Origin of the sequence: Leclercia sp. Marseille-Q4284, from assembly GCF_916618945.1 — a bacterium.
GTDB lineage: Bacteria > Pseudomonadota > Gammaproteobacteria > Enterobacterales > Enterobacteriaceae > Enterobacter > Enterobacter tamurae.
Window position 1 is genome coordinate 983,015 of sequence record NZ_CAKAKG010000001.1, and the last position, 20,151, is coordinate 1,003,165.

Genomic DNA, 20,151 nt, shown 5'->3' on the forward strand with positions numbered 1-20,151 from the left:
AACGTTAGAACTCAGAAAGGTTAGTGCATTCCATTTTGCACGCGATTTATTCTACTGCAATGTATGTAATTGATATGATCGGTCTTAGGCGATTTCTTTATAATAGAACTACAGGGGCATTGCTACCCCTGATTGTTCAGAAAATTATTCAGCTCTAAATTTAAACATAATTAATAAACCGATAAAGCACAATGTTCCAATTACCATTGCAAAATATTTTATATAAAACCATGAAATGTCACTTTTGTCTAAATTTTTAAAAAAAATAATTTCCTCTTGTGTTAATGTCTTTTTTGTTGCTGGAAAATTCGTGAAAAGCAATGCGCAAATCAAATAGGACTCTTTATAACCCCAAAAGAAAAAACCACCATTTTTCCCCACTGTCATTGAGAATGGTGTATACCCAAACTGTTTTTTAAATTTTTCGACTATAGCATCAAATTTTCTTTCTGTTAATTTACCATAGATTAGATAGAATAAAAAAGATAGAAAAAATAAAGACAGTAAAATGATTAAAGATATATCAAAGGGTTTCATTCAGCCTCCTCGAACAGGGTATAGAGCGAGTTACCTACTTTCTCTCCTCCCCAGTTGCCAGCCGTACCACCAGCGAAACCTAGAGTTCCACCAGCGATAAGTGTACAAGCCAAGCCTGCTGTTCCAGCGGTTCCAATGCCAAGGGCGATACACAGAGAAATTGCAAGAGAGCCTGTTAAAATACCGCCGCCAACTCTCCCTGAGAAACTGCCTTTTTCAGTGTATTTCTTCCTGATGCATTTAGCTTCACGACCAATTGAGCAAGCCTCATTTATCTCATTCATTGAGTGAACCGCACTGAACCCAATACCTACGTAGCCAGTATATTTCATAGCTTTAACGTATTTAGCTGCTCGTTCAATGTGAGTGGCATAGCCTTCAATGTCACTGATCCCCGTTCCATTCCATTTGTGGGTAATAGAACTGCTGGAGAGGCCGAGCGCGTTTTTTATTTTGGTATACTCTCCGAATTTCATCGCCTTATTCAGGAAGCTAACTTTGAGTATAGGCTCAAGCTCTTTAAATAACTGGCTACGTCTCACGTAAAATTGTTCACCAATCAACGCACCTCTTGTTAAGTAGGTATTCTTGTATGTATCCTGGATCTCTTTAAGAATTTTTTCGATATTCTCAAAGTATTTCCCAACAGGATCAGCGGCAAGGCCAATTCCAGTATCAGCGTAACTGGTGAAATTAGCTATGGTGGCGTAATGCATATGCAGGAAGTTAGCTTCCTGGTGTGTCAACGGTTCCAGTACGGTATCAATGCGCTGTTTTGCCACTTTCATGTGAGCGATTTGTTCGTCGTCCTGCATTTCAGGATCAACCAGAAGCATAATCGAACCGGCTTTATAGCTTTTGTCTGTACCATTCAGCGTAGCGAATAGCTCTTTGGCACCTGCTGGTGGAGTGCCTGTAAATAGCAGACGTTGCCAGGCTTCTGTAGTACCGCCGTAGGGGAGCACGGCGAAACCTGCATCTGTGCCTTTTTTCCTTTTCGCTGTCTGGGCGTGTTGTTCTGGTTCTGCCTCTGAACTTAAGTTCGGCATAAGTGCATTTGGTACAAGAGCAACAGCCGCAGCACTTGAATTTTTTGATAGATATAGAGTTTCTTGTTCGTAACAGTCAGGAATAGAAGGGATGAATTTGGCTTTGCAGGGGCAGGAACTGATACTATCCAGTGTTCCAGCCAGTCTTCTACCTTTGTTCCAGATGTCAGTGGTACCACCCAGTATTTTATATGTACCAGGATGCTTTCCGCATGACACCAGGTCACCTTCGCGCGCTCCGGCTACACCATACCAGCTTAGTGTTTCATCCCCTGTGAGTATCTTCCCTTTACAGGTTGTTGGATCACCAACCCGTAGATAAAAACCTAGCGCCATAACTCTCTCCGTTTGTTATGTCAAGATTTATGATGGCTATTCTACAAACAAAAACCTGGCAAGCAACAAATATCATACTTAAGTTAAATTTATTTTGTTTATATCAGCTTGGTTGAGTGTTGATGTAAATCAACCCCCAATTTGCTTTTCACGTTGAAAATATCCCGATGCTTTTGGAACTGTATTAAGCACAGCCAATCATTGCTTATTTCAGGGATGAAAAGTAGAGTGCAACGGCGATTATTGCATTCGATTCGTCATAATGTCTGCTTTTCGGCATTGGCTGACTGGGTGAAAAACATTCGGCACCTACAGCAAACCTGAGGTCAAAGGTAAAGAGGAGGGATCGCTAAACGATATTGACATACGTTCCCCTTATCCTCTGCTTCTTTTGTAATTGATGGGTTGGACAAGGAGTAAATGGTTAGAATGAGAATAAGCCAAATAAAAATATATTTGGCTTTTTTTGTCACGCTTTGATAAATAGATAAGAGGAAATGACATTAGAAAGGAGTAAAATAGTAGTTATCAAAAATAATGTGAACTTGACTTTTAGCCATGATGTCATTTCATTGGGTAAAGTTCTGATGAAATCATAATGGTCTGAGTTCATACCTCTAACTATGAAATTGCTTTTTTTTACAATAAGAGGGAAGAAGAAATAAAAATCTTTTTGGAATGTAAAAAATAGCCCCCCTGCCTGAGCAAGTGTTATTCCATTTGGTAGAAATCCAAATCGCTCGCGGAAAAGTTCACACAATATAATATGATGCTTATTTTTTAATGCGGAATACCCATATGTTATGATTGTAGAAACCATAAAGAGTACGAATAAAATAGCAGATGTAATATTCACGCTATTTACCTATCGAGTTATAAATCATCTCACCAAAGCCTTCGCCTTTGTCTGAGAAGTATTCACCAGCAAGGATACCGCCACCACTCCCAAGTATTACACCACAGGCTAATGCGCCAGCCCCACCCACCTCTATTGTTGTAACACCCAAAACTAAAGAGCAGATACCCATACCAATAGCACCTCCTGCATATCCGCCAGCAAGCCCCCCTGCGAAACTACCAATCTCAGTATATTTTTTCCTATTACATGCAGCCTCTCGACCGGTTGAACAAGCCTCATTTATCTCATTGATTGAGTGAACCGCACTAAACGCTATTCCAACGTAACCAGTATAACGCATCGCTTTGGTATATTTAGCCGCTCGCTCGATATGCGTTGCGTAACCTTCAATATCACTTATCCCTGTTTCATTCCATTTATGAGTGATTGAACTGGTAGATAAGCCAAGCACATTTTTAATTTTCGTATACTCACCAAACTTCATGGCCTTATTCAGGAAACCAACTTTGAGCACACGGTCAAGTTCAGTGAATAGCTGAGCACGTCTAACATAAAACTGTTCGCCGATTAATGCACCTCTTGTTATGTAGGTATTCTTGTATGTATCCTGGATCTCTTTAAGAATCTTTTCGATATTCTCAAAATATTTCCCAGCTGGATCGGCTGCAAGCCCTATACCTTTATCGGCAATATTAGAGAAGTTAGCAATCGTGGCGTAATGCTTATGGAGGAAGTTAGCTTCCTGGTGTGTCAACGGTTCCAGTGCGGTATCAATGCGCTGTTTTGCCGCTTTCATGTGAGCGATTTGTTCGTCGTCCTGCATTTCAGGATCAACCAGAAGCATAATCGAACCGGCTTTATAGCTTTTGTCTGTACCGTTCAGCGTAGCGAATAGCTCTTTGGCACCTGCTGGTGGAGTGCCTGTAAATAGCAGACGTTGCCAGGCCTCTGTAGTACCACCACAGGGGAGAACAGCAAAACCTGCATCAATACCTGTTTTCTTTTTAGCTGCCTGTGCGTGTTGTTCTGGTTCTGCTTGCGGTTGTTGAGATGCAGCAAAAGCGGCTGCTGCGGTTGCCGCTTCTGCCAGATACCTTGCTGTTGCCTGAGAAGGGGACTCACCTGGGCCGATCCAGCCCAAAGGGGCTATGATACGGTTAGAACCAGAGGGGCATCCACATAAAACGACGCACCTGTCCACTGCTACAGGGATCTGGTGAATTGTGCGGTGTGGCTCACCTTCAACAACTTTCCCTTCTTTGCCACATTTCGGGCAAGCGGTGGTCTTGTCACCCAGAACAATTGGGCGGCGACCAAGGATGTTACCAAAAGAAAGTGATGGGATGAGTTTTGCGCCAGTTGTAGTTTGATCACCAAACAACGCCATTCCCCGCCCTAAAACGTTTGGACGCATTCCCCCCATTTACGCCACCTTTTCAACAGTCAGAAAATCATCTGGCATTGATTCACTCTCGCGAACAGTGAACACTGATCCATAATCTGGGGTGCTGATAATCACATCTCCGTTATCAAGCAAGCTACCAACCAGCGCAATTCCTTTACCTTCCCATTCGCTTAACTGCCCGGCGCTGGAGATGATGACAGCCTTCGTTCCGTCTGGATAAGTGACGGTTGCACCTTCTGTAACCATACTGACCCATTGACCATTATCAAGCTGGACTTTCATACCCTGGCTCGGATCTGGGTTAGGTTCATCTACAGTGCCACCCCGAAGAGTGAGACTTCCGGCAACGGCTGCGCGATAGATGGCTATAACTGGATGGTATTTGGCGTACTCTTGCTGTTCGATAACGAGTTGGCGGGCTTCTTCATTCATTTCGGACAGTTGCTTGTCGGTATAACGAGAAACTTCAAAAGATGCGCTGATTTCAGGGGTGAGATCGTTGTTGTACTGTTTCATAAGTCCTTCTACTTGTTATAGAAATAATCACAGAGGTCATTTTACAAGCAATAACCACATGCGCAACAAGTATTAGGCCTAAGTGAAACTATGTTTCTTGCATCGCTCCTTTTTTGCTGGCTGGGGTGGGGGTTATAAAAGGGGTTATGCGTATTTTCACAGTGAAGAAGCGATAACCAGGAGGGCGGGCTTGCGTCAGCATGCCACTTCCCCTAAGCTGGCAAAAAGTAAGTTAACTTGTACCAAATGACTCGGGGTGCCCTTCTTCGTTGAAGGCTGAGAAATACCCGTACCACCTGATCTGGATAATGCCAGCGTAGGGAAGTCAGATGCCCTTCGGGCAATCGCTTCTTCGCGCAAGGCAGGAGCGATACCATGCAGCCTGACCTGCTCAATTTACACGCCTTACACCATTTCCGAACCCATTCCCCGCTGACCCACTGTATGACCAACGACGTGGTGCAGACCTTTACCGCCAACGTTTTGCTGGCCCTCGGCGCATCACCGGCGATGGTGATAGAAGCCGAAGAGGCTGAACAGTTCTCCGCTATTGCCGATGCGCTGCTGATTAACGTCGGGACCCTGACCGCCTCGCGTGCCCAGGCGATGCGCCGGGCGATTGAAAGTGCGGTGGCGGCGGGTAAACCCTGGACGCTCGATCCGGTGGCCGTTGGCGCCCTGGCGTACCGGACCCGTTTTTGTCAGCAAATTCTCGCCCTCAAACCGGCGGCCATTCGCGGCAATGCCTCTGAAATTCTGGCCCTGGCCGGGATGAGTGCAGGCGGGCGCGGCGTTGACACCACCGATACCGCCGCCAGCGCGCTGCCGGCAGCCCAGGCGCTGGCCCGGCAGACCAATGCAATTGTGGCGGTGACCGGGGAGGTGGATTACGTTACTGACGGGCTGCGGACCCTGACCATTACCGGCGGCGATCCGCTGATGACCCGCGTGGTGGGCACCGGCTGCGCCCTGTCTGCGGTCGTGGCGGCCAGTTGCTCACTGCCGGGCGACCGGCTGGATAACATCGCCGCGGCCTGCGGCTGGATGAAACGGGCCGGGACGCTGGCGGCAGCGCAGAGTCGGGGGCCGGGCAGTTTTGCCCCGGCGTTTCTGGATGCCCTGTGGGATCTGGGGGCGCAATCATGAAACGGATTAATGCCCTCACCATCGCTGGCACCGACCCGAGCGGCGGGGCCGGGATCCAGGCCGACCTGAAAACCTTCTCGGCGCTTGGGGCCTACGGCTGCTCGGTGATCACCGCCCTGGTGGCGCAGAACACCCGCGGGGTGCAGTCGGTCTATCGCATCGAGCCGGACTTCGTGGCGGCGCAGCTGGAGTCAGTGTTCAGCGATGTGCGCATCGACACCACCAAGATCGGCATGCTGGCCGAAACCGATATTGTCGAGGCGGTGGCGGAGCAGCTCCTGCGGCATCGGGTCAAAAACGTGGTGCTGGACACGGTGATGCTGGCGAAAAGCGGCGATCCGCTGCTGTCACCCTCCGCCGTCGACACGCTGCGTAAAAAGCTGCTGCCGCAGGTGGCGCTGATCACCCCCAACTTGCCCGAAGCGGCGGCGCTGCTGGGTGCCCCACATGCACAAAACGAGCGAGAAATGAAAGAGCAGGGCACGGCGTTACTCGCCCTGGGTTGCGGTGCGGTGCTGATGAAGGGCGGTCATCTGGATGACGCTGAAAGCCCCGACTGGCTGTTCACCCGCGACGGAGCCACGCGCTTTACCGCCCCGCGTATCAAGACTAAAAACACCCACGGCACCGGCTGCACCCTCTCCGCCGCGCTGGCTGCGCTGCGTCCACGCCATGACAACTGGCCTGATACGGTGCAGGAAGCCAAGCGCTGGCTCTCTGCCGCGCTGGCCAAAGCCGATAGTCTGGAGGTGGGTCACGGTATTGGTCCGGTACACCATTTTCATGCATGGTGGTAAGCCTTATACTGGCAGGACACATCAGGCCTGAGAAAAACAGAGATGGAACAAGCGCATACCCGACTAATTGCTCAACTGACTGAACGGATCGCTGCCCCTGACAATACGCCGCTGTATCTGAAGTTTGCCGAAACCGTAAAAAATGCGGTGCGCAGCGGGGTGCTGGAGCATGGAAATATTCTGCCAGGCGAGCGCGATCTGAGCCAGTTGACCGGGGTGTCGCGCATTACCGTGCGTAAAGCGATGCAGGCGCTGGAAGCAGAGGGTGTGGTGACGCGCGCCCGTGGCTATGGGACGCAAATCAATAACATTTTTGAATATTCACTCAAAGAAGCGCGCGGGTTTTCTCAGCAGGTGGTGCTGGGCGGTAAAAAGCCCAATACGCTATGGGTCAATAAGCGCGTGGTGAAGTGTCCGGAAGAGGTTGCTGCTCAGTTGTCGATTGCCCCGGAAAGTGATGTCTTTCTGCTGAAACGTATTCGCTACGTGGATGATGACGCCGTCTCGATTGAAGAATCCTGGGTTCCGGTGGCACTGATCCAGGACCCGGACGCCATTGGTATTTCGCTGTACGACTACTTCCGCAACCAGAATATCTTTCCGCAGCGTACCCGTTCTCGCGTCAGTGCCCGCATGCCGGACATTGAATTTCAGACCCACATTAAAATGGATGACAAAATACCGGTGCTGGTGATCAAGCAGGTTGCGCTTGACCAGCAACACCGGCCCATCGAGTACAGCATCAGCTACTGTCGCAGCGATCTATACGTTTTTGTGTGCGAGGAGTAACTCCTCGCGCGTGGGGGCGCAATCTCCCCCGCGATGGCTGACCACCCAGGCGGCCACGGCATTGCCCAGCATCACGGCGTCAGCAATATCCCATCCCGCCGCCAGGCCGGCAAGCGTGCCGCCCGCGTGGCTGTCGCCTGCACCAATGGTGTCGACCATGGTGGCCGGAAAGGCAGGAACATGACCCGAGGCGTCAGCGTCATACCAAATCGCACCATCTTTGTCGTGACGGACAATCAGCACTGAGCCGAACCGTTGCTGCCAGTGGGCACCTAGCATCTCATCCTCTACACCCCATCTTTCAGCGGCAAGTTGTGCCTCCTGGCGATTGAGCGACACGATCGGCTTGCAGGCCATAATCCGTGTCATCAGCGCATCAGGAATATCCGCAATCCGTGGCCCAAAGTCGATGAACGTGGTCACGTCCTGAAGGCCTTCCAGCCAGCCCGTCAGTAACTCACCGCATGGCGATGCCAGCTGATAACCGGACAGATAGACCAGACTATTTTGCGGCACGTTAAGCGCATCAAGCCAGGGCTGCTGCCACTGATTCTCCACCCCGCTAAACGACATAAACGTTCGCTCGCCGTCAGGCTCCACCAGCGCCAGGCACCAGCCGTTATCGCCGGTTTCGGCTTCCACCACGCTGTGAAGATCCTGTCTGGCCATCGCTTGACGAATAATGTCCGCCCACACGCCATGGCCGACGGGCAGCGCATTTTGTGCGGTGATCCCCAGGCGTTTCAGGGCGATGGCAATGTTTAACGCGCAGCCGCCGATGTTGACGCCCTGCTGTTTGAGCTCGATATCACACCCGCGCCAGGGCAGGGCGTAAGCATCGGCGATAACGTCAATCACCGCTGCCCCCAGTACCGTCACCGGGCGTGTGGCGTGTAATGCGTCAAGACGCCGGGAAAAAGAACTCATACCGCCTCCCTTTGCTCCCGGTAATGCAGGAGTTTTTCGCCATAATGACCAAAATCGAGCTGGTTAACGGCGTCGAGTTCGTTCTTTAGCCCCGGGTCAATCGCCTGCACGCCGTGCAGGGCCCCACAGATAGCCGTTGCCATCGCGCCAATGGTGTCCGTATCACCGCCCAGATTGGCGCATAACATGGCGCAGCGGTTCGGGTCAGTACCGGCCAGCTCGACCATCGCAATCGCCGCCGGAACCGATTCAATGGTACTGGTTCCTGCCCCGACGAGTTGATACACCTGCTCGCTGGCGGACTCTGTGCCATTGGCCTCCCGCACGGTTTTAAGCGCCAGCTCAATGCGCGCGGCAAGCGACGCACTGAAGGTGGTGGTGTTGGCTTCCTGTGCATAGCGGGCAACAGCCGGCAGGGCATCGGCAATGTTCTGCCAGCGCTCACCGTCGATGGCGCACGATATCGCCCAGGCAATCACCACCGCACCGGCGATGGCAAGGTCCGATTTATGGGTCGGGCTGGAGGCCAGCGCGACCTGTTCAACAAAGTGCTCCAGACGCGAAGCCGGGAGCAGGCAGCCCAGCGGGGAGGCGCGCATCGCTGCACCATTGGTGACGCCGTTGTTTTCCAGTTCGCTCACCGGCTTGCCGTCGCGAATGGCGTTGAGGGCGATTTTCGATGTCGGGCCGAGTACGTTCTTATTAAAGGCGTCGAAGTCGAGCGCCCAGTGCAGGATGTGTTTGCCGATAACATCCGCATCAATCTGCCCGTCGCACTCGATAATCGCATCGGCCAGACACAACGCCATTGAGGTATCATCGGTGAACTCAGCGCGGTCGAAATAACAAGCCGCGTTATTTTCCGCCGGGCCGGGCAAGAAACGGTCAATCCAGCCGAAATGCGCTTTTACACGCTTTCTCGGCCACAGCTCTGATGGCATGCCCATCGCATCCCCTAAAGCCTGCCCGTAAAGCGCACCGAGAATACGTTGTTGTTTCATTTAACTTCCCCTTGTGTCAGCGCGGTATCGCCATCAACCACCTCAATTGCGGTGATCTCTTTATCCGATTCGCGGAAAAACAGCATAAACAGCACGGCAATCACCGCAATCATGATTGCACCAAACGTCCACATTCCGGCCCAGTTGAAGGTCAACCCATTCACCGGCTCTTTGTAAGCGAACATTTTTTCCATCATTACGCCGCCCAGACGGTAACCCAGCAGGCTACCAAAGCCCTGACAGCACAGCGTAATCAAGCCCTGCGCCGCGGTACGCATATGCGCCGGCGCTTTTTTGTCCACGTAGATGTACGCGGTCACGTAATAGAAGTCGTAGCTCACGCCGTGCAGCAGGATGCCGAGGAACAGCAGGGCGTAGGTGAAGTATTGTTCCGCCCCGCCGTAAACAAAGAAACCATAGCGAATGGCGGCGGTGATAAGACCCAGCAACAAGACCTTCTTAATACCAAAGCGTTTGGTAAAGAATGGCAGAGCCAGCATAAAGAAAATTTCTGAGAACTGACCGAGCGTCATCCAGCCCGTCGCGTTTTTCATACCTACTTCCGTCAGATATCCGGTGGCGAAGATGTAGTAGAACGCCAGCGGCATCGCGAACAGGAACGAGCAGAAGAAGAACACCAGGAAGTTCTTATCGCGCAGCAGGATCAGCGCATCCAGCCCCAGCATCACTTTGAAGTCCAGCTTGCCGGTACTCTTCGGCGGCGTATTCGGCAGGAACAGTGCGAACACGCCGAGCAGGGCAGAGCTGGCAGCGGTCATCAGCAGCGGAATATTGGTGTCGGAGATATCGCTATAGCCCATCATCTGCGGCAGGAACCCACAGGCCAGGCCGGAGGCGATCCAGCCGATAGTGCCCATCACGCGAATGCGTGGGAAATCCGCCTCGACATCGTCAACATTAGCAAAAGCGATACTGTTGGTCAGGGCGATGGTCGGCATATAGGTCAGGGAGTAGGCCAGCAGCAGCGGGAAGAAGGTGCTGAACTGGGTTTGTTGCGCGGCGAAGTACATCAGAATGGCACCGGCAAACATCAGCACCGCCAGCACTTTCTGGGCGGCAAAGAAGCGATCGGTCAGCGAGCCGACCAGGATCGGCGAGAGGATCGCCGCAATCGCGGTACAGGCATAAGACCAGCCGATTTCTCCGGCACTAAAGCCGCTTTTACTCAGCCATAGCCACAGCGGCACAAACCATGCGCCCCAGATAAACCATTCAACAAACATCATGAATGACAGTTGGACTTTCGTTTTCATTGTTTAATCCTGCATGTCAGAGAGGGTACGCCTTTAACATACCACTCAATAATACCTTTTAAATACCTTTGTGGTGATTGTTTGATCGGTGTAACAAAATTGTTGTACACGAAACGCGCCAGCGACCGGTACGGAAAAAACGCTGCGGGCGGTGGAAATAGAGGAGAGGCAGTACCAGGCTTAGTCTGCTCACAACAATGTGAGCCTGGATAATTTGCGCCGACATCACGTCGGCACTGACGGGAGGAAAACCATGACTGATATTACGCAATTGCTGGGCAAAGATGCCGACAGCCTGTTACAGCATCGTTGTATGACCATTCCAGCCGACCATCTTTACCTGCCTGGCCATGACTACGTCGACCGCGTGATGGTGGACAACAACCGTCCGCCGGCGGTGCTGCGAAACATGCAGACGCTGTACAACACCGGACGTCTGGGCGGGACAGGGTATCTGTCGATCCTGCCGGTGGACCAGGGCGTGGAGCACTCCGCGGGCGCGTCCTTTGCCGCTAACCCGCTCTATTTCGATCCAAAGAACATCGTCGAGCTGGCGATTGAGGCGGGCTGTAACTGCGTGGCCTCTACCTACGGCGTGCTGGCGTCGGTCTCGCGACGTTACGCGCACCGCATTCCGTTCCTGGTCAAGCTTAACCACAACGAAACCCTGAGTTACCCCACCGAATATGATCAGACGCTTTACGCCAGCGTTGAGCAGGCTTTCAACCTCGGTGCGGTCGCGGTGGGTGCTACCATCTATTTCGGTTCAGAGCAGTCGCGCCGTCAGATAGAAGAGATCTCAGCCGCCTTCGAGCGTGCCCATGAGCTGGGTCTGGTGACCGTGCTGTGGGCCTATCTGCGTAACCCGGCCTTCAGCAAAGACGGGACGGACTACCATGTTTCTGCCGATTTAACCGGCCAGGCCAACCATCTGGCGGCCACTATCGGGGCGGACATCGTCAAGCAGAAAATGGCCGAAAACAACGGCGGCTATACCGCGGTGAAGTTTGGCTATACCGACGATCGGGTGTACAGCAAACTGACCAGCGATAACCCCATCGACCTGGTGCGCTACCAGCTGGCGAACTGCTATATGGGCCGTGCCGGGTTGATCAACTCCGGCGGCGCGGCAGGGGGGGAAACCGATCTCACCGATGCGGTGCGCACGGCCGTTATCAATAAACGCGCGGGCGGGATGGGTCTGATCCTCGGTCGCAAGGCGTTTAAGAAATCGATGGCCGATGGCGTGAAGTTGATTAATGCCGTGCAGGATGTCTATCTGGATAAGAAAGTGACCATCGCGTAACCATACTGCCGGGTGGCGACTATGTCTTACCCGGCCTACAAACTTCATTCAAAAATCCCTCCCGATCCACTTCACACTTCCCCTGGCTTTTGTGAAAAGTGTCACTCCCCCCCGTGCAGATGCACAAGAAATGGTCAGCGCTTAGCGGAATTTGTCTAAGGCAGTGGATGAATTTTGCGCTTACAGTTAGTTTCGAAACAGCTTTTCAAAATGCTAAAGGCACTGAACCTACGTTGTTTTAAGGACTAATAATGAAAATCGAATCTGTAAACGTCACCGTCTTTCAGTATCCCACGCGCCGTGTCTCCGATACCGCCGGGCACTCCCACCCGGGCCCGGAGAGTCTGGCCAAAATGGCGATGCTGACCATTACCGCAGACGATGGCACCAAAGGGTATTCATTTGCACCGCCGGAAGTGGTGCGCCCTTTTGTGGTCAATACCTTCTTTCGTAAAGTGATGGTCGGCCAGGACGCGTTCAATCGCGAGAAGATCTGGCAAGAGCTGGCACACTGGCAGCGCGGCAGCGCCCACCAGCTGACCGAACGCGCGCTGGGGTTTGTGGAGCAGGCGCTGTGGGATCTGATTGGCCGCAAACTCAATATGCCGGTGTGGAAACTGCTCGGCGGCTACCGCGACAAAGTCCCGGCCTACGGCAGCACCATGTGCGGCGATGACCTGCCGGGTGGCCTGTCGACGCCGGAAGAGTACGCCAGCTTTGCCGAGACGCTGGTCGCCCGCGGCTATAAAGCCATCAAGCTGCACACCTGGATGCCGCCGGTCTCCTTCGCTCCTAATCCAAAGATGGACGTCAAGGCCTGCGCTGCGGTGCGTGAAGCGGTCGGCCCGGATATCGATCTGATGATCGACGGCTATCACTGGTACAGCCGCACCGAAGCACTGTACATCGGCAAGGAGCTGGAGAAGCTCAACTTCGCGTGGTTCGAAGAGCCGATGGAAGAGGAGAGCATGTCCTCCTATGCCTGGCTGGCGGAAAACCTCTCCATTCCGATCATCGGGCCGGAAAGCCTGGGCGGCAAGCACCACAGCCGCGCCGACTGGATCAAAGCCGGGGCCTGCGACATTCTGCGCGCCGGATCGAATGGCGTCGGCGGTATCTCGCCGACCCTGAAAGTGGCGAACCTCGCAGAGTCGTTCGGCATGGACTGCGAAGTGCACGGCAACGGCGCGGCGAGCCTGGCGGTAATTGGCGCCATCAAGAACTGCCGCTGGTATGAGCGCGGCCTGCTGCACCCGTTCCTCGATTACGACGAACCGGCGGCGTATCTGCACAGCCTGATCGACCCGATGGATGATGAAGGCATGGTCAGCCTGCCGACGCGCCCGGGACTCGGCGAAGACATTAATTTTGCGTATATCGAAGCCAATACCGTCAGCCACGACTGACAAATAAAAACGTACCCTACAGGCGATATATACATGAAAAGATCTCCTCTGGCAGGAGCGTGTTTACTCGCGCTCGCGCTGATGATGGGGAGCGGTGCGGCGTACGCAAAAACGCCGCCCGATCAGCTCATCATCGGTATGAACATGAACAACCTGCTGACTCTCGATCCGGCCGCGATGACCGGTAACGAAGTGGTCGGCATTGTGGTCAATCTCTACGATTCGCTGGTGGAACTGGACCCCAACACCCTCACCAACGTCAAACCGGCGCTGGCGAAATCCTGGGACATCTCCCCGGACGGTAAAACCCTGACCTTCCATCTGCGCGATAACGTCACCTTCCACTCCGGCAACCCGCTCACCGCCGAGGACGTGGTGTGGTCGATGCGCCGCCTGCTGCACCTGAACCTGGCTCAGGCCTCGGTGTGGAAATCTTATGGGTTTTCTAAGAAGAATATCGATCAGCAGATTAAAGCCCTCGATGACCACACCGTGCAGCTCACCCTGCCGAAGGCTAACGATCCGCAGCTGGTGATCTACTCCCTCGGCGCGCTGGGCAACCTCGGCGTGCTGGACCGCAAAACGGTGCTCAGCCACGAGGTCAACAGCGACTGGGGCAACCGCTGGCTGACCACCAACGAAGCCGGTTCCGGGCCATTTATGCTCGACACCTGGCAGGCAAAAGACGTACTGCGCATGCAGCGCAACCCGACCTACTGGCGCGAATCGCCGAAGATGAACCGCGTGGTCCTGCGCCACTTCCAGGAGTCGCAAACCCTGCGCCTGATGGTGGAGAAGGGCGATCTGGATATCGCCAGCAACATGGCGGTGGCGGACATCAACGCTCTGCGTAAGGATCCGCAGCTGACGGTGGAGGCCGTGCAGAAGGGTACGGTCTACTACGTGGCGATGAGCATGAAGGAGGCGCACTTTGCCAACCCGAAAGTGCGCGAAGCGGTACGCTACCTGATTGACTATCAGGGTATCAACAAGGCGCTGATGCCGGGCTACGGCGTGCTGCACCAGCGGCCGATCAAGGCCGGGATGCCGTCAACGCTGCCGGATCCCGGCTACAAGCTGGATATCCCGCGCGCCAAAAAACTGCTGGCAGAAGCGGGCTACCCGGACGGCTTCGACACCACCCTGCGGGTGCTGGCGGATCAGCCGTTCCTTAATATCGCCATCGCCGTGCAGTCCACCCTGATGCAGGCGGGCATTAACGCCAAAATTATCACCGGCACCGGGAACCAGATCTACGGCGCGATGCGCGAGCGCAAGTTCGACATGCTGGTCGGACGCGGCGGCAGCGGGGTAGAGCCCCATCCGCACTCCAGCCTGCGCGCGCTGGTCTATAACCCGGACAACAGCGACGAGGCACGACTGACGAACTTCCAGGGCTGGCGCACCGGTTTTTACGACAAACCGCTGAACGAGATGATCGACAAAGCCCTGCTGGAGCGCGATCCGCAGAAACAGATTGCCGATTACCAGCAGATCCAGGTGCGTTATGACCAGTTGATCCCGGCCCTGCTCCCGCTGTCGCAGATGGTTGATTCGGTGGTTGTGCGCAACGAAGTCAAAAACTTCCAGTCGCATCCGTCGGCCACCACCTTCCTGCGCGAAGTGTACAAAACCGGAGGTGAAAAATGAGCGTTGCGATCCTCGCCCCGGGCTCCCGCACCCGCCGTTTCTCAAAACGGCTAACCCAGGTGCTGGTGACCCTGTTCGGCCTGCTGGTGCTGACCTTCTTTATTGGCCGGGTGATGCCGGTGGATCCGGTGCTGGCGATTGTCGGCCCGGATGCCGACCACAGCACCTATCAGCAGGTTTATCAGCAGCTGGGCTTTGACAAGTCCCTGCTGACCCAGTTTGGTATCTACCTTAACAACCTGCTGCACGGCGATTTCGGCAATGCCCTGCTGACCGGCAAACCGGTGCTGGACGACATTATGCGCGTCTTCCCGGCGACCCTCGAGCTGGCGACGATGGCGATTATTGTCGGGGCTGGTTTAGGTATCCCTCTGGGGGTGCTGGCCGCCGCACGGCGTAACAGCGTCTCAGATTATGTGGTGCGCATCATCAGCCTCGCCGGTTACTCCACGCCGATCTTTTGGGTCGGGATGATGGGGCTGCTGCTGTTCTACGCCTGGCTCGGCTGGGTGGGCGGCGCAGGACGGCTGGATCTGGGTCTGGACGGCCTGGTGCCGCGTCGCACCGGATTGATGACCGTCGACGCCCTGCTGGCAGGCAACAGCGCGGTGTTCTGGAACGCCATTAACCATCTGGTGCTGCCGGCCTCGCTGCTGGGCTTCCACTCCCTGGCCTACATCAGCCGCATGACCCGCAGCTTTATGCTGGCCCAGCTGTCGCAGGAGTTCATCATTACCGCCCGGGTGAAAGGTTTAACCGAGCGGCAGGTGATCTGGAACCACGCGTTCCGCAACATCCTCGTTCAGTTGCTCACCGTGGTGGCGCTGGCCTACGGGTCGCTGCTGGAAGGGGCGGTGCTGATTGAAACCGTCTTCTCCTGGCCGGGCTTTGGCTCCTATCTTACCGGTAGCCTGCTGCTGGGGGACATGAACGCGGTGATGGGCTGCGTCCTGCTGGTGGGGATCATCTTCGTGATGCTCAACCTGCTCTCTGACATGCTGTATCAACTCTTTGACCCGAGGACGAAATCATGACCGTTTCTCTGGATACACCCCTGCAACCTGTTCGCAGCGAAGGACGTCAGCGTCTGGCGCGGATGGCCCGTCGCTCGCTGGGCTTTGCCGGGCAGATGGCGCGTAACCCGCTGACGGCGATTGGCGGCGGCATCATTCTGCTGCTGTTGATCGTCGCGGCCTTCGCGCCGTGGATTGCGCCGTACAACCCGCTGGTACAGGATCTGAATAACGCCCTGGTGGCGCCGAATGCCCAACACTGGTTCGGCACCGACGAGTTTGGCCGGGATATCTTCAGCCGCCTGGTCTACGGCTCGCGCATTACGCTCTATATCGTGCTGCTGGTGTCGGTCACCGTCGGGCCGCTGGGGCTGCTGCTGGGGGTTACCGCCGGGTACTTTGGCGGCAAGGTCGATGCGGTGCTGATGCGCGTTACCGATATCTTTATCTCCTTCCCAAGTCTGGTGCTGGCGCTGGCGTTTGTCGCCGCCCTCGGTCCTGGGCTGGAGCACGTGGTGATTGCGATTACCATCACTGCCTGGCCGCCGATTGCCCGTCTGGCCCGGGCCGAAACCCTCTCGTTGCGCCAGGCCGACTTTATCTCTGCCGTGCGTCTGCAGGGGGCCTCCCCGGTGCGGGTGCTATGGCGTCACATTGTGCCCCTGTGCCTGCCGTCGGTGATTATCCGTATAACCATGAACATGGCTGGGATCATCCTGACCGCCGCCGGTCTCGGCTTCCTCGGTCTCGGCGCGCAGCCGCCGGAGCCGGAGTGGGGGGCGATGATCTCCAGCGGGCGCACCTACATGATGGAGTGCTGGTGGGTAGTGACTATTCCGGGGCTGGCGATCCTGATTAACAGCCTGGCGTTCAACTTCTTAGGAGATGGCTTACGTGACATCCTCGATCCTCGCAGCAACTGATGCGCCACTGCTGGACGTGCGTGACCTGCACGTCGACTTTATCAACGGACGCGCGGTCACCAACGCGGTGCGCGGCGTCTCCTTTCAACTGGGGCGCGAGAAGCTGGCGATTGTCGGCGAGTCGGGCTCCGGCAAATCCACCGTCGGACGGGCGCTGCTGCGCCTGCACCCGGCAAAGGCGCAGATCACCGCCACCCGGATGCAGTTTGGCGATGTCGATTTACAGAAGGTCAGCGAGGCGCAGATGCGCGGCATTCGCGGCAAGCGTATCTCGATGATCATGCAGGACCCGAAGTACTCCCTTAACCCGGTGGTCTGCGTCGGGGATCAGATTGCCGAGGCCTGGCTGACCCACCATCCGGGGCGCAAGGCGGAGGCGAAAGCCAAAGTGCTGGAGATGCTCGATGTGGTGCGCATTCGCCAGCCGGAGCGGGTCTATCAGCTCTATCCGCACGAGATTTCCGGCGGGCAAGGGCAGCGCATCATGATCGCTATGATGCTGATCACCGACCCGGAACTGGTGATCGCCGATGAGCCCACCTCGGCACTGGACGTCTCGGTGCGCCTGCAGGTGCTGGGTCTGCTGGATGATTTAGTCCAGTCCCGCGGGCTGGGGCTGATCTTTATCAGTCACGACATCAACCTGGTGCGCAGCTTCTGTGACCGGGTGCTGGTGATGTACGCCGGACGGGTGGTGGAGTCGATTGCCGCCTGCGATCTGCACAACGCCCGGCACCCGTATACGCAGGGTCTGATCAATGCCCTGCCGGAGATGAATCACCGCCGCCCGGTGCTGCCGGTGTTGCAGCGCCAGGCCAGCTGGCTGACCGAATAAGGAGCGAAGATGATCGAGGTAAAAAACCTGAATCTGGCCTTCGGCGAAGGCGAGAAACGCAGCCAGGTGTTGTATGACGTCAATATTAACGTCCAGCCGGGGGAGATTTATGGCCTGGTGGGGGAGTCGGGCTCGGGCAAAACCACGGTGCTGAAGTGCCTGGCCGGGTTGTTCACCCACTGGGACGGGGCGCTGGCGATCAACGGCCAGCCGCTGGAGCGGCGCATCAGCCCCCAGCGCTGTCGGCTGGTGCAGATGGTGTTTCAGGATCCCTACGGTTCGCTGCACCCGCGGCATACCATCGGCGATATTCTGGAGGAGCCGCTGCAAATCCACGGCATCAACGACCGGGATCGGCGCATTCACGCGCTGCTGGATAAAGTGGGCCTCAATCGCGCCTTCCGCGATCGCTATCCGCATCAGCTCTCCGGCGGCCAGCGTCAGCGCGTGGCGATTGCCCGGGCGCTGATCCTGGAGCCACAGGTGCTGCTGCTCGACGAGCCGACCTCGGCGCTGGACGTCTCGGTGCAAGCGGAGATCTTAAACCTGCTGGCGGAGCTGCAGCGTGAGTCGAAGCTCACCTATCTGATGGTAACTCATGACCTGGGGGTGATCGCCCATCTGTGCCAGAAGGTGGCGGTGATGCAGTACGGTAAAATCCTCGAAACCCTGACGGTGGATGACCTGGTGGCAGGGCAGGCGCAAACGGATTACACCCGGATGCTGGTTAACGCCAGCCAACAGTATTCCCGCGAGATGGCCCGGGAGGTGGCGGTGTATTAGGCCGGCGGCTATTGCCGGGTGGCGCTGCGCTTACCCGGCCTACAAAATTACGGTTTTCGTAGGCCGGGTAAGGCGAAGCCGCCACCCGGCAACCCTCACCGGAGTAACGGACAATCCGGTGGCAACCGGCACTGGAGGGCGCCAGGCAACAGCGCGATGCGGAAATGATCGCCGCTCAGCGGTTCGCCATCCAGATTAAAGGTCATGCCGTGGGGGGCAACGACCTCAAACCAGGCTGACTGACCGTCGATGACGTTCGGGCTCTCTTCCGGTCTGGTCAGGGTCGTCAGCAGCGCCGGAAGCAGTTCGTTGGCGGAAAAAATGCGCAGCTGGAGCTGTCCATCGTTAATCAATGCATCCGGGCAGAGCTGTTGCCCGCCTCCCGCCTGACGGCCATTGCCGATACCGATCACCAGCGCATCGCCCTCCCAGCGAAAGTTCTCGCCGCGAATTTCACACGTATCAGGCTTGAGTAAATCCATTCGCGCCAGACCGTGGATCAGGTACGAGACACCGCCCAGCGCGGCTTTCATTTTTTCCGGCGTTTCGCTGGTAATGCGGGTGCCAAACCCGCCGGTCGCCATATTGATAAAGCAGGTAGTGTCGTTGACCCGGGCGATATCCACCGCCGTGGCTTTACCGGCGATCGCCAGCTGCAGGGCCTTGTCGAGGCTCTCGGGGATCCCGGCGCTGGTGGCAAAATCGTTGGCGGTGCCGAGCGGCAGAATACCCAGCGCCGGACGCTGCGCGTCGGGCAGGTCAATCAGCGCCGTCGCCACCTCATTGATGGTGCCATCGCCGCCGCCCGCAATGACGGTCTCCACCCCAAGGTCGCAGGCTTCCTGAATATAACGGGCTGCATCACCTTTCTCCCATGTCACGCGGACATGGATCACCACTCCTTCTTCCCGAAGAAGCGTCACGGCTTCGCGCAACAGGTCGTTGCCTGTCCCTTTGCCGTTAAGAATTAATAAACTTGCCGGATAGGTCGCCATCCACATTGCTCCTGTGCTGATCTTTCAAAAGTGTATCGCAGCGCGGACAAAAGCGGGTAAGAAGAGGATGAAAGGATAAAAATTAAATGAGTGGCGAGGCGAAACGTGCGCCACTCGGACCGGGCTTTTATGAGGCGATGGCGCCATACGGGCATAACGCGAACACGCAGTCCTGGCGATGTTCACAGCGGGTGAGCAAATTGCCATGGTTGCCGGGACAGCCTGAATTCGCCAGTAATGATGACCAAAAGGAGGGGTTATAGGAAAAAGTTCGCATGATGTGAAGCTTTCTGAGTCTGCCATCAATGGCAATGCCGAAGGGGCCGGTAACAAGGACTGAACCAATGCTGATAAAATAGTCGCCTTTATACCAGATGATTAGCCTGAGATTTTTAACCGTAAGAACATGTATAAATATTGTTCCGGTACGCGGGCATACCATCCTGTTTTCAACCACCCAGTACATATATTTCTCCTTATCCTTAAGTGAAATTTCATTCATAAAGAGAATAGCATCGCCCAGGCTGTTGATAACCCTGAATTTGATAAATTGATAAATCCTGGGGTTTCTGGTTGTAAATATAACTTAATTTACGTTACAGCC

The 20,151-nt window shown here is 55.2% G+C and carries 19 protein-coding genes and 1 riboswitch; of the genes, 10 read left to right on the forward strand and 9 right to left on the reverse strand.

Annotation, left to right across the window (positions count from 1 at the left end; genetic code table 11):
* Positions 1 to 144: 144 nt before the first annotated feature.
* The 4 genes from LG383_RS04480 to LG383_RS04495 form a co-directional block, all read right to left on the reverse strand.
* Entirely contained in the window at positions 145 to 537 is a 393-nt protein-coding gene (locus LG383_RS04480) for a hypothetical protein (protein ID WP_225758421.1), read from the reverse strand.
* Positions 534 to 1,922 (reverse strand): PAAR domain-containing protein, encoded by a 1,389-nt coding sequence (locus LG383_RS04485; protein WP_225758422.1) that lies wholly within the window; start codon positions 1,920 to 1,922, stop codon positions 534 to 536. The genes LG383_RS04480 and LG383_RS04485 overlap by 4 nt, the downstream gene beginning before the upstream one ends.
* Positions 1,923 to 2,779: 857 nt before the next feature.
* Positions 2,780 to 4,204 carry a PAAR domain-containing protein gene (locus LG383_RS04490; protein ID WP_225758423.1) on the reverse strand — a complete coding sequence of 475 codons (1,425 nt, stop codon included), beginning with the start codon at positions 4,202 to 4,204 and terminating at the stop codon, positions 2,780 to 2,782.
* Positions 4,205 to 4,702: a hypothetical protein gene (locus LG383_RS04495; protein WP_225758424.1), complete on the reverse strand. Its 498-nt coding sequence runs from the start codon at positions 4,700 to 4,702 to the stop codon at positions 4,205 to 4,207.
* Positions 4,703 to 4,944: 242 nt separating this feature from the next.
* Positions 4,945 to 5,042, forward strand: a riboswitch (TPP riboswitch).
* A 35-nt stretch (positions 5,043 to 5,077) separates the two neighbouring features.
* Between LG383_RS04495 and thiM the strand changes: the two genes are divergently transcribed.
* Genes thiM through LG383_RS04510 form a run of 3 tightly spaced genes read left to right on the forward strand, consistent with a single transcriptional unit; the run spans position 5,078 to position 7,434 of the window.
* Entirely contained in the window at positions 5,078 to 5,848 is a 771-nt protein-coding gene (gene thiM / locus LG383_RS04500; protein WP_225758425.1) for a hydroxyethylthiazole kinase, read from the forward strand.
* Complete coding sequence (thiD, locus tag LG383_RS04505) at positions 5,845 to 6,645, forward strand: bifunctional hydroxymethylpyrimidine kinase/phosphomethylpyrimidine kinase (RefSeq protein ID WP_225758426.1); 801 nt, start codon at positions 5,845 to 5,847, stop codon at positions 6,643 to 6,645. Before thiM ends, thiD begins: the two co-directional genes overlap by 4 nt.
* A 42-nt stretch (positions 6,646 to 6,687) precedes the next feature.
* Positions 6,688 to 7,434, forward strand: a complete 747-nt coding sequence (locus tag LG383_RS04510; RefSeq protein WP_225758427.1) for a GntR family transcriptional regulator — start codon at positions 6,688 to 6,690, stop codon at positions 7,432 to 7,434.
* Here LG383_RS04510 and LG383_RS04515 read toward each other — a convergent pair.
* The 3 genes from LG383_RS04515 to LG383_RS04525 are packed head-to-tail and all read right to left on the reverse strand — an operon-like array spanning position 7,408 to position 10,636.
* The gene (locus LG383_RS04515) at positions 7,408 to 8,361 is read right to left on the reverse strand and encodes a PfkB family carbohydrate kinase (RefSeq protein WP_225758428.1); all 954 of its coding nucleotides are present in this window, start codon (positions 8,359 to 8,361) and stop codon (positions 7,408 to 7,410) included. The genes LG383_RS04510 and LG383_RS04515 overlap by 27 nt on opposite strands.
* Complete coding sequence (locus LG383_RS04520) at positions 8,358 to 9,362, reverse strand: ADP-ribosylglycohydrolase family protein (protein ID WP_225758429.1); 1,005 nt, start codon at positions 9,360 to 9,362, stop codon at positions 8,358 to 8,360. Before LG383_RS04520 ends, LG383_RS04515 begins: the two co-directional genes overlap by 4 nt.
* Positions 9,359 to 10,636, reverse strand: coding sequence for a nucleoside permease (locus LG383_RS04525; protein WP_106993530.1), 1,278 nt, complete (start codon positions 10,634 to 10,636; stop codon positions 9,359 to 9,361). The genes LG383_RS04520 and LG383_RS04525 overlap by 4 nt, the downstream gene beginning before the upstream one ends.
* A gap of 253 nt (positions 10,637 to 10,889) precedes the next feature.
* Here LG383_RS04525 and fbaB point away from each other — a divergent pair, with 253 nt between their 5' ends.
* The 7 genes from fbaB (at position 10,890) to LG383_RS04560 (ending at position 18,552) form a co-directional block, all read left to right on the forward strand.
* Complete coding sequence (gene fbaB, locus LG383_RS04530) at positions 10,890 to 11,942, forward strand: class I fructose-bisphosphate aldolase (RefSeq protein WP_106993529.1); 1,053 nt, start codon at positions 10,890 to 10,892, stop codon at positions 11,940 to 11,942.
* Between the two features lie 251 nt (positions 11,943 to 12,193).
* On the forward strand, positions 12,194 to 13,348 hold the full coding sequence (locus tag LG383_RS04535) for a mandelate racemase family protein (RefSeq protein ID WP_106993528.1): 1,155 nt from the start codon (positions 12,194 to 12,196) through the stop codon (positions 13,346 to 13,348).
* A 33-nt stretch (positions 13,349 to 13,381) separates the two neighbouring features.
* Entirely contained in the window at positions 13,382 to 14,998 is a 1,617-nt protein-coding gene (locus LG383_RS04540) for an ABC transporter substrate-binding protein (protein WP_225758430.1), read from the forward strand.
* Positions 14,995 to 16,032 carry an ABC transporter permease gene (locus LG383_RS04545; RefSeq protein ID WP_225758431.1) on the forward strand — a complete coding sequence of 346 codons (1,038 nt, stop codon included), beginning with the start codon at positions 14,995 to 14,997 and terminating at the stop codon, positions 16,030 to 16,032. The genes LG383_RS04540 and LG383_RS04545 overlap by 4 nt, the downstream gene beginning before the upstream one ends.
* Complete coding sequence (locus tag LG383_RS04550) at positions 16,029 to 16,934, forward strand: ABC transporter permease (RefSeq protein ID WP_106993525.1); 906 nt, start codon at positions 16,029 to 16,031, stop codon at positions 16,932 to 16,934. The genes LG383_RS04545 and LG383_RS04550 overlap by 4 nt, the downstream gene beginning before the upstream one ends.
* Positions 16,897 to 17,769: an ABC transporter ATP-binding protein gene (locus LG383_RS04555; protein ID WP_269468423.1), complete on the forward strand. Its 873-nt coding sequence runs from the start codon at positions 16,897 to 16,899 to the stop codon at positions 17,767 to 17,769. Before LG383_RS04550 ends, LG383_RS04555 begins: the two co-directional genes overlap by 38 nt.
* Before the next feature lie 9 nt (positions 17,770 to 17,778).
* Positions 17,779 to 18,552, forward strand: a complete 774-nt coding sequence (locus tag LG383_RS04560) for an ABC transporter ATP-binding protein (RefSeq protein WP_106993524.1) — start codon at positions 17,779 to 17,781, stop codon at positions 18,550 to 18,552.
* A 95-nt stretch (positions 18,553 to 18,647) separates the two neighbouring features.
* On the opposite strand, the gene yegS is transcribed toward LG383_RS04560, so the two are convergent.
* Both yegS and LG383_RS04570 read right to left on the reverse strand, forming a co-directional pair.
* The gene (gene yegS / locus LG383_RS04565; RefSeq protein WP_106993523.1) at positions 18,648 to 19,547 is read right to left on the reverse strand and encodes a lipid kinase YegS; all 900 of its coding nucleotides are present in this window, start codon (positions 19,545 to 19,547) and stop codon (positions 18,648 to 18,650) included.
* Between the two features lie 127 nt (positions 19,548 to 19,674).
* Complete coding sequence (locus LG383_RS04570; protein ID WP_106993522.1) at positions 19,675 to 20,013, reverse strand: anti-adapter protein iraM; 339 nt, start codon at positions 20,011 to 20,013, stop codon at positions 19,675 to 19,677.
* Between the last annotated feature and the right edge of the window lie 138 nt (positions 20,014 to 20,151).

Coding starts and splice junctions, on each gene's coding strand:
- LG383_RS04480 (WP_225758421.1), bottom strand. CDS start 537: ATGAAACCCTTTGATATATCTTTAATCATTTTACTGTCTTTATTTTTT.
- LG383_RS04485 (WP_225758422.1), bottom strand. CDS start 1,922: ATGGCGCTAGGTTTTTATCTACGGGTTGGTGATCCAACAACCTGTAAA.
- LG383_RS04490 (WP_225758423.1), bottom strand. CDS start 4,204: ATGGGGGGAATGCGTCCAAACGTTTTAGGGCGGGGAATGGCGTTGTTT.
- LG383_RS04495 (WP_225758424.1), bottom strand. CDS start 4,702: ATGAAACAGTACAACAACGATCTCACCCCTGAAATCAGCGCATCTTTT.
- thiM (WP_225758425.1), top strand. CDS start 5,078: ATGCAGCCTGACCTGCTCAATTTACACGCCTTACACCATTTCCGAACC.
- thiD (WP_225758426.1), top strand. CDS start 5,845: ATGAAACGGATTAATGCCCTCACCATCGCTGGCACCGACCCGAGCGGC.
- LG383_RS04510 (WP_225758427.1), top strand. CDS start 6,688: ATGGAACAAGCGCATACCCGACTAATTGCTCAACTGACTGAACGGATC.
- LG383_RS04515 (WP_225758428.1), bottom strand. CDS start 8,361: ATGAGTTCTTTTTCCCGGCGTCTTGACGCATTACACGCCACACGCCCG.
- LG383_RS04520 (WP_225758429.1), bottom strand. CDS start 9,362: ATGAAACAACAACGTATTCTCGGTGCGCTTTACGGGCAGGCTTTAGGG.
- LG383_RS04525 (WP_106993530.1), bottom strand. CDS start 10,636: ATGAAAACGAAAGTCCAACTGTCATTCATGATGTTTGTTGAATGGTTT.
- fbaB (WP_106993529.1), top strand. CDS start 10,890: ATGACTGATATTACGCAATTGCTGGGCAAAGATGCCGACAGCCTGTTA.
- LG383_RS04535 (WP_106993528.1), top strand. CDS start 12,194: ATGAAAATCGAATCTGTAAACGTCACCGTCTTTCAGTATCCCACGCGC.
- LG383_RS04540 (WP_225758430.1), top strand. CDS start 13,382: ATGAAAAGATCTCCTCTGGCAGGAGCGTGTTTACTCGCGCTCGCGCTG.
- LG383_RS04545 (WP_225758431.1), top strand. CDS start 14,995: ATGAGCGTTGCGATCCTCGCCCCGGGCTCCCGCACCCGCCGTTTCTCA.
- LG383_RS04550 (WP_106993525.1), top strand. CDS start 16,029: ATGACCGTTTCTCTGGATACACCCCTGCAACCTGTTCGCAGCGAAGGA.
- LG383_RS04555 (WP_269468423.1), top strand. CDS start 16,897: ATGGCTTACGTGACATCCTCGATCCTCGCAGCAACTGATGCGCCACTG.
- LG383_RS04560 (WP_106993524.1), top strand. CDS start 17,779: ATGATCGAGGTAAAAAACCTGAATCTGGCCTTCGGCGAAGGCGAGAAA.
- yegS (WP_106993523.1), bottom strand. CDS start 19,547: ATGGCGACCTATCCGGCAAGTTTATTAATTCTTAACGGCAAAGGGACA.
- LG383_RS04570 (WP_106993522.1), bottom strand. CDS start 20,013: ATGTACTGGGTGGTTGAAAACAGGATGGTATGCCCGCGTACCGGAACA.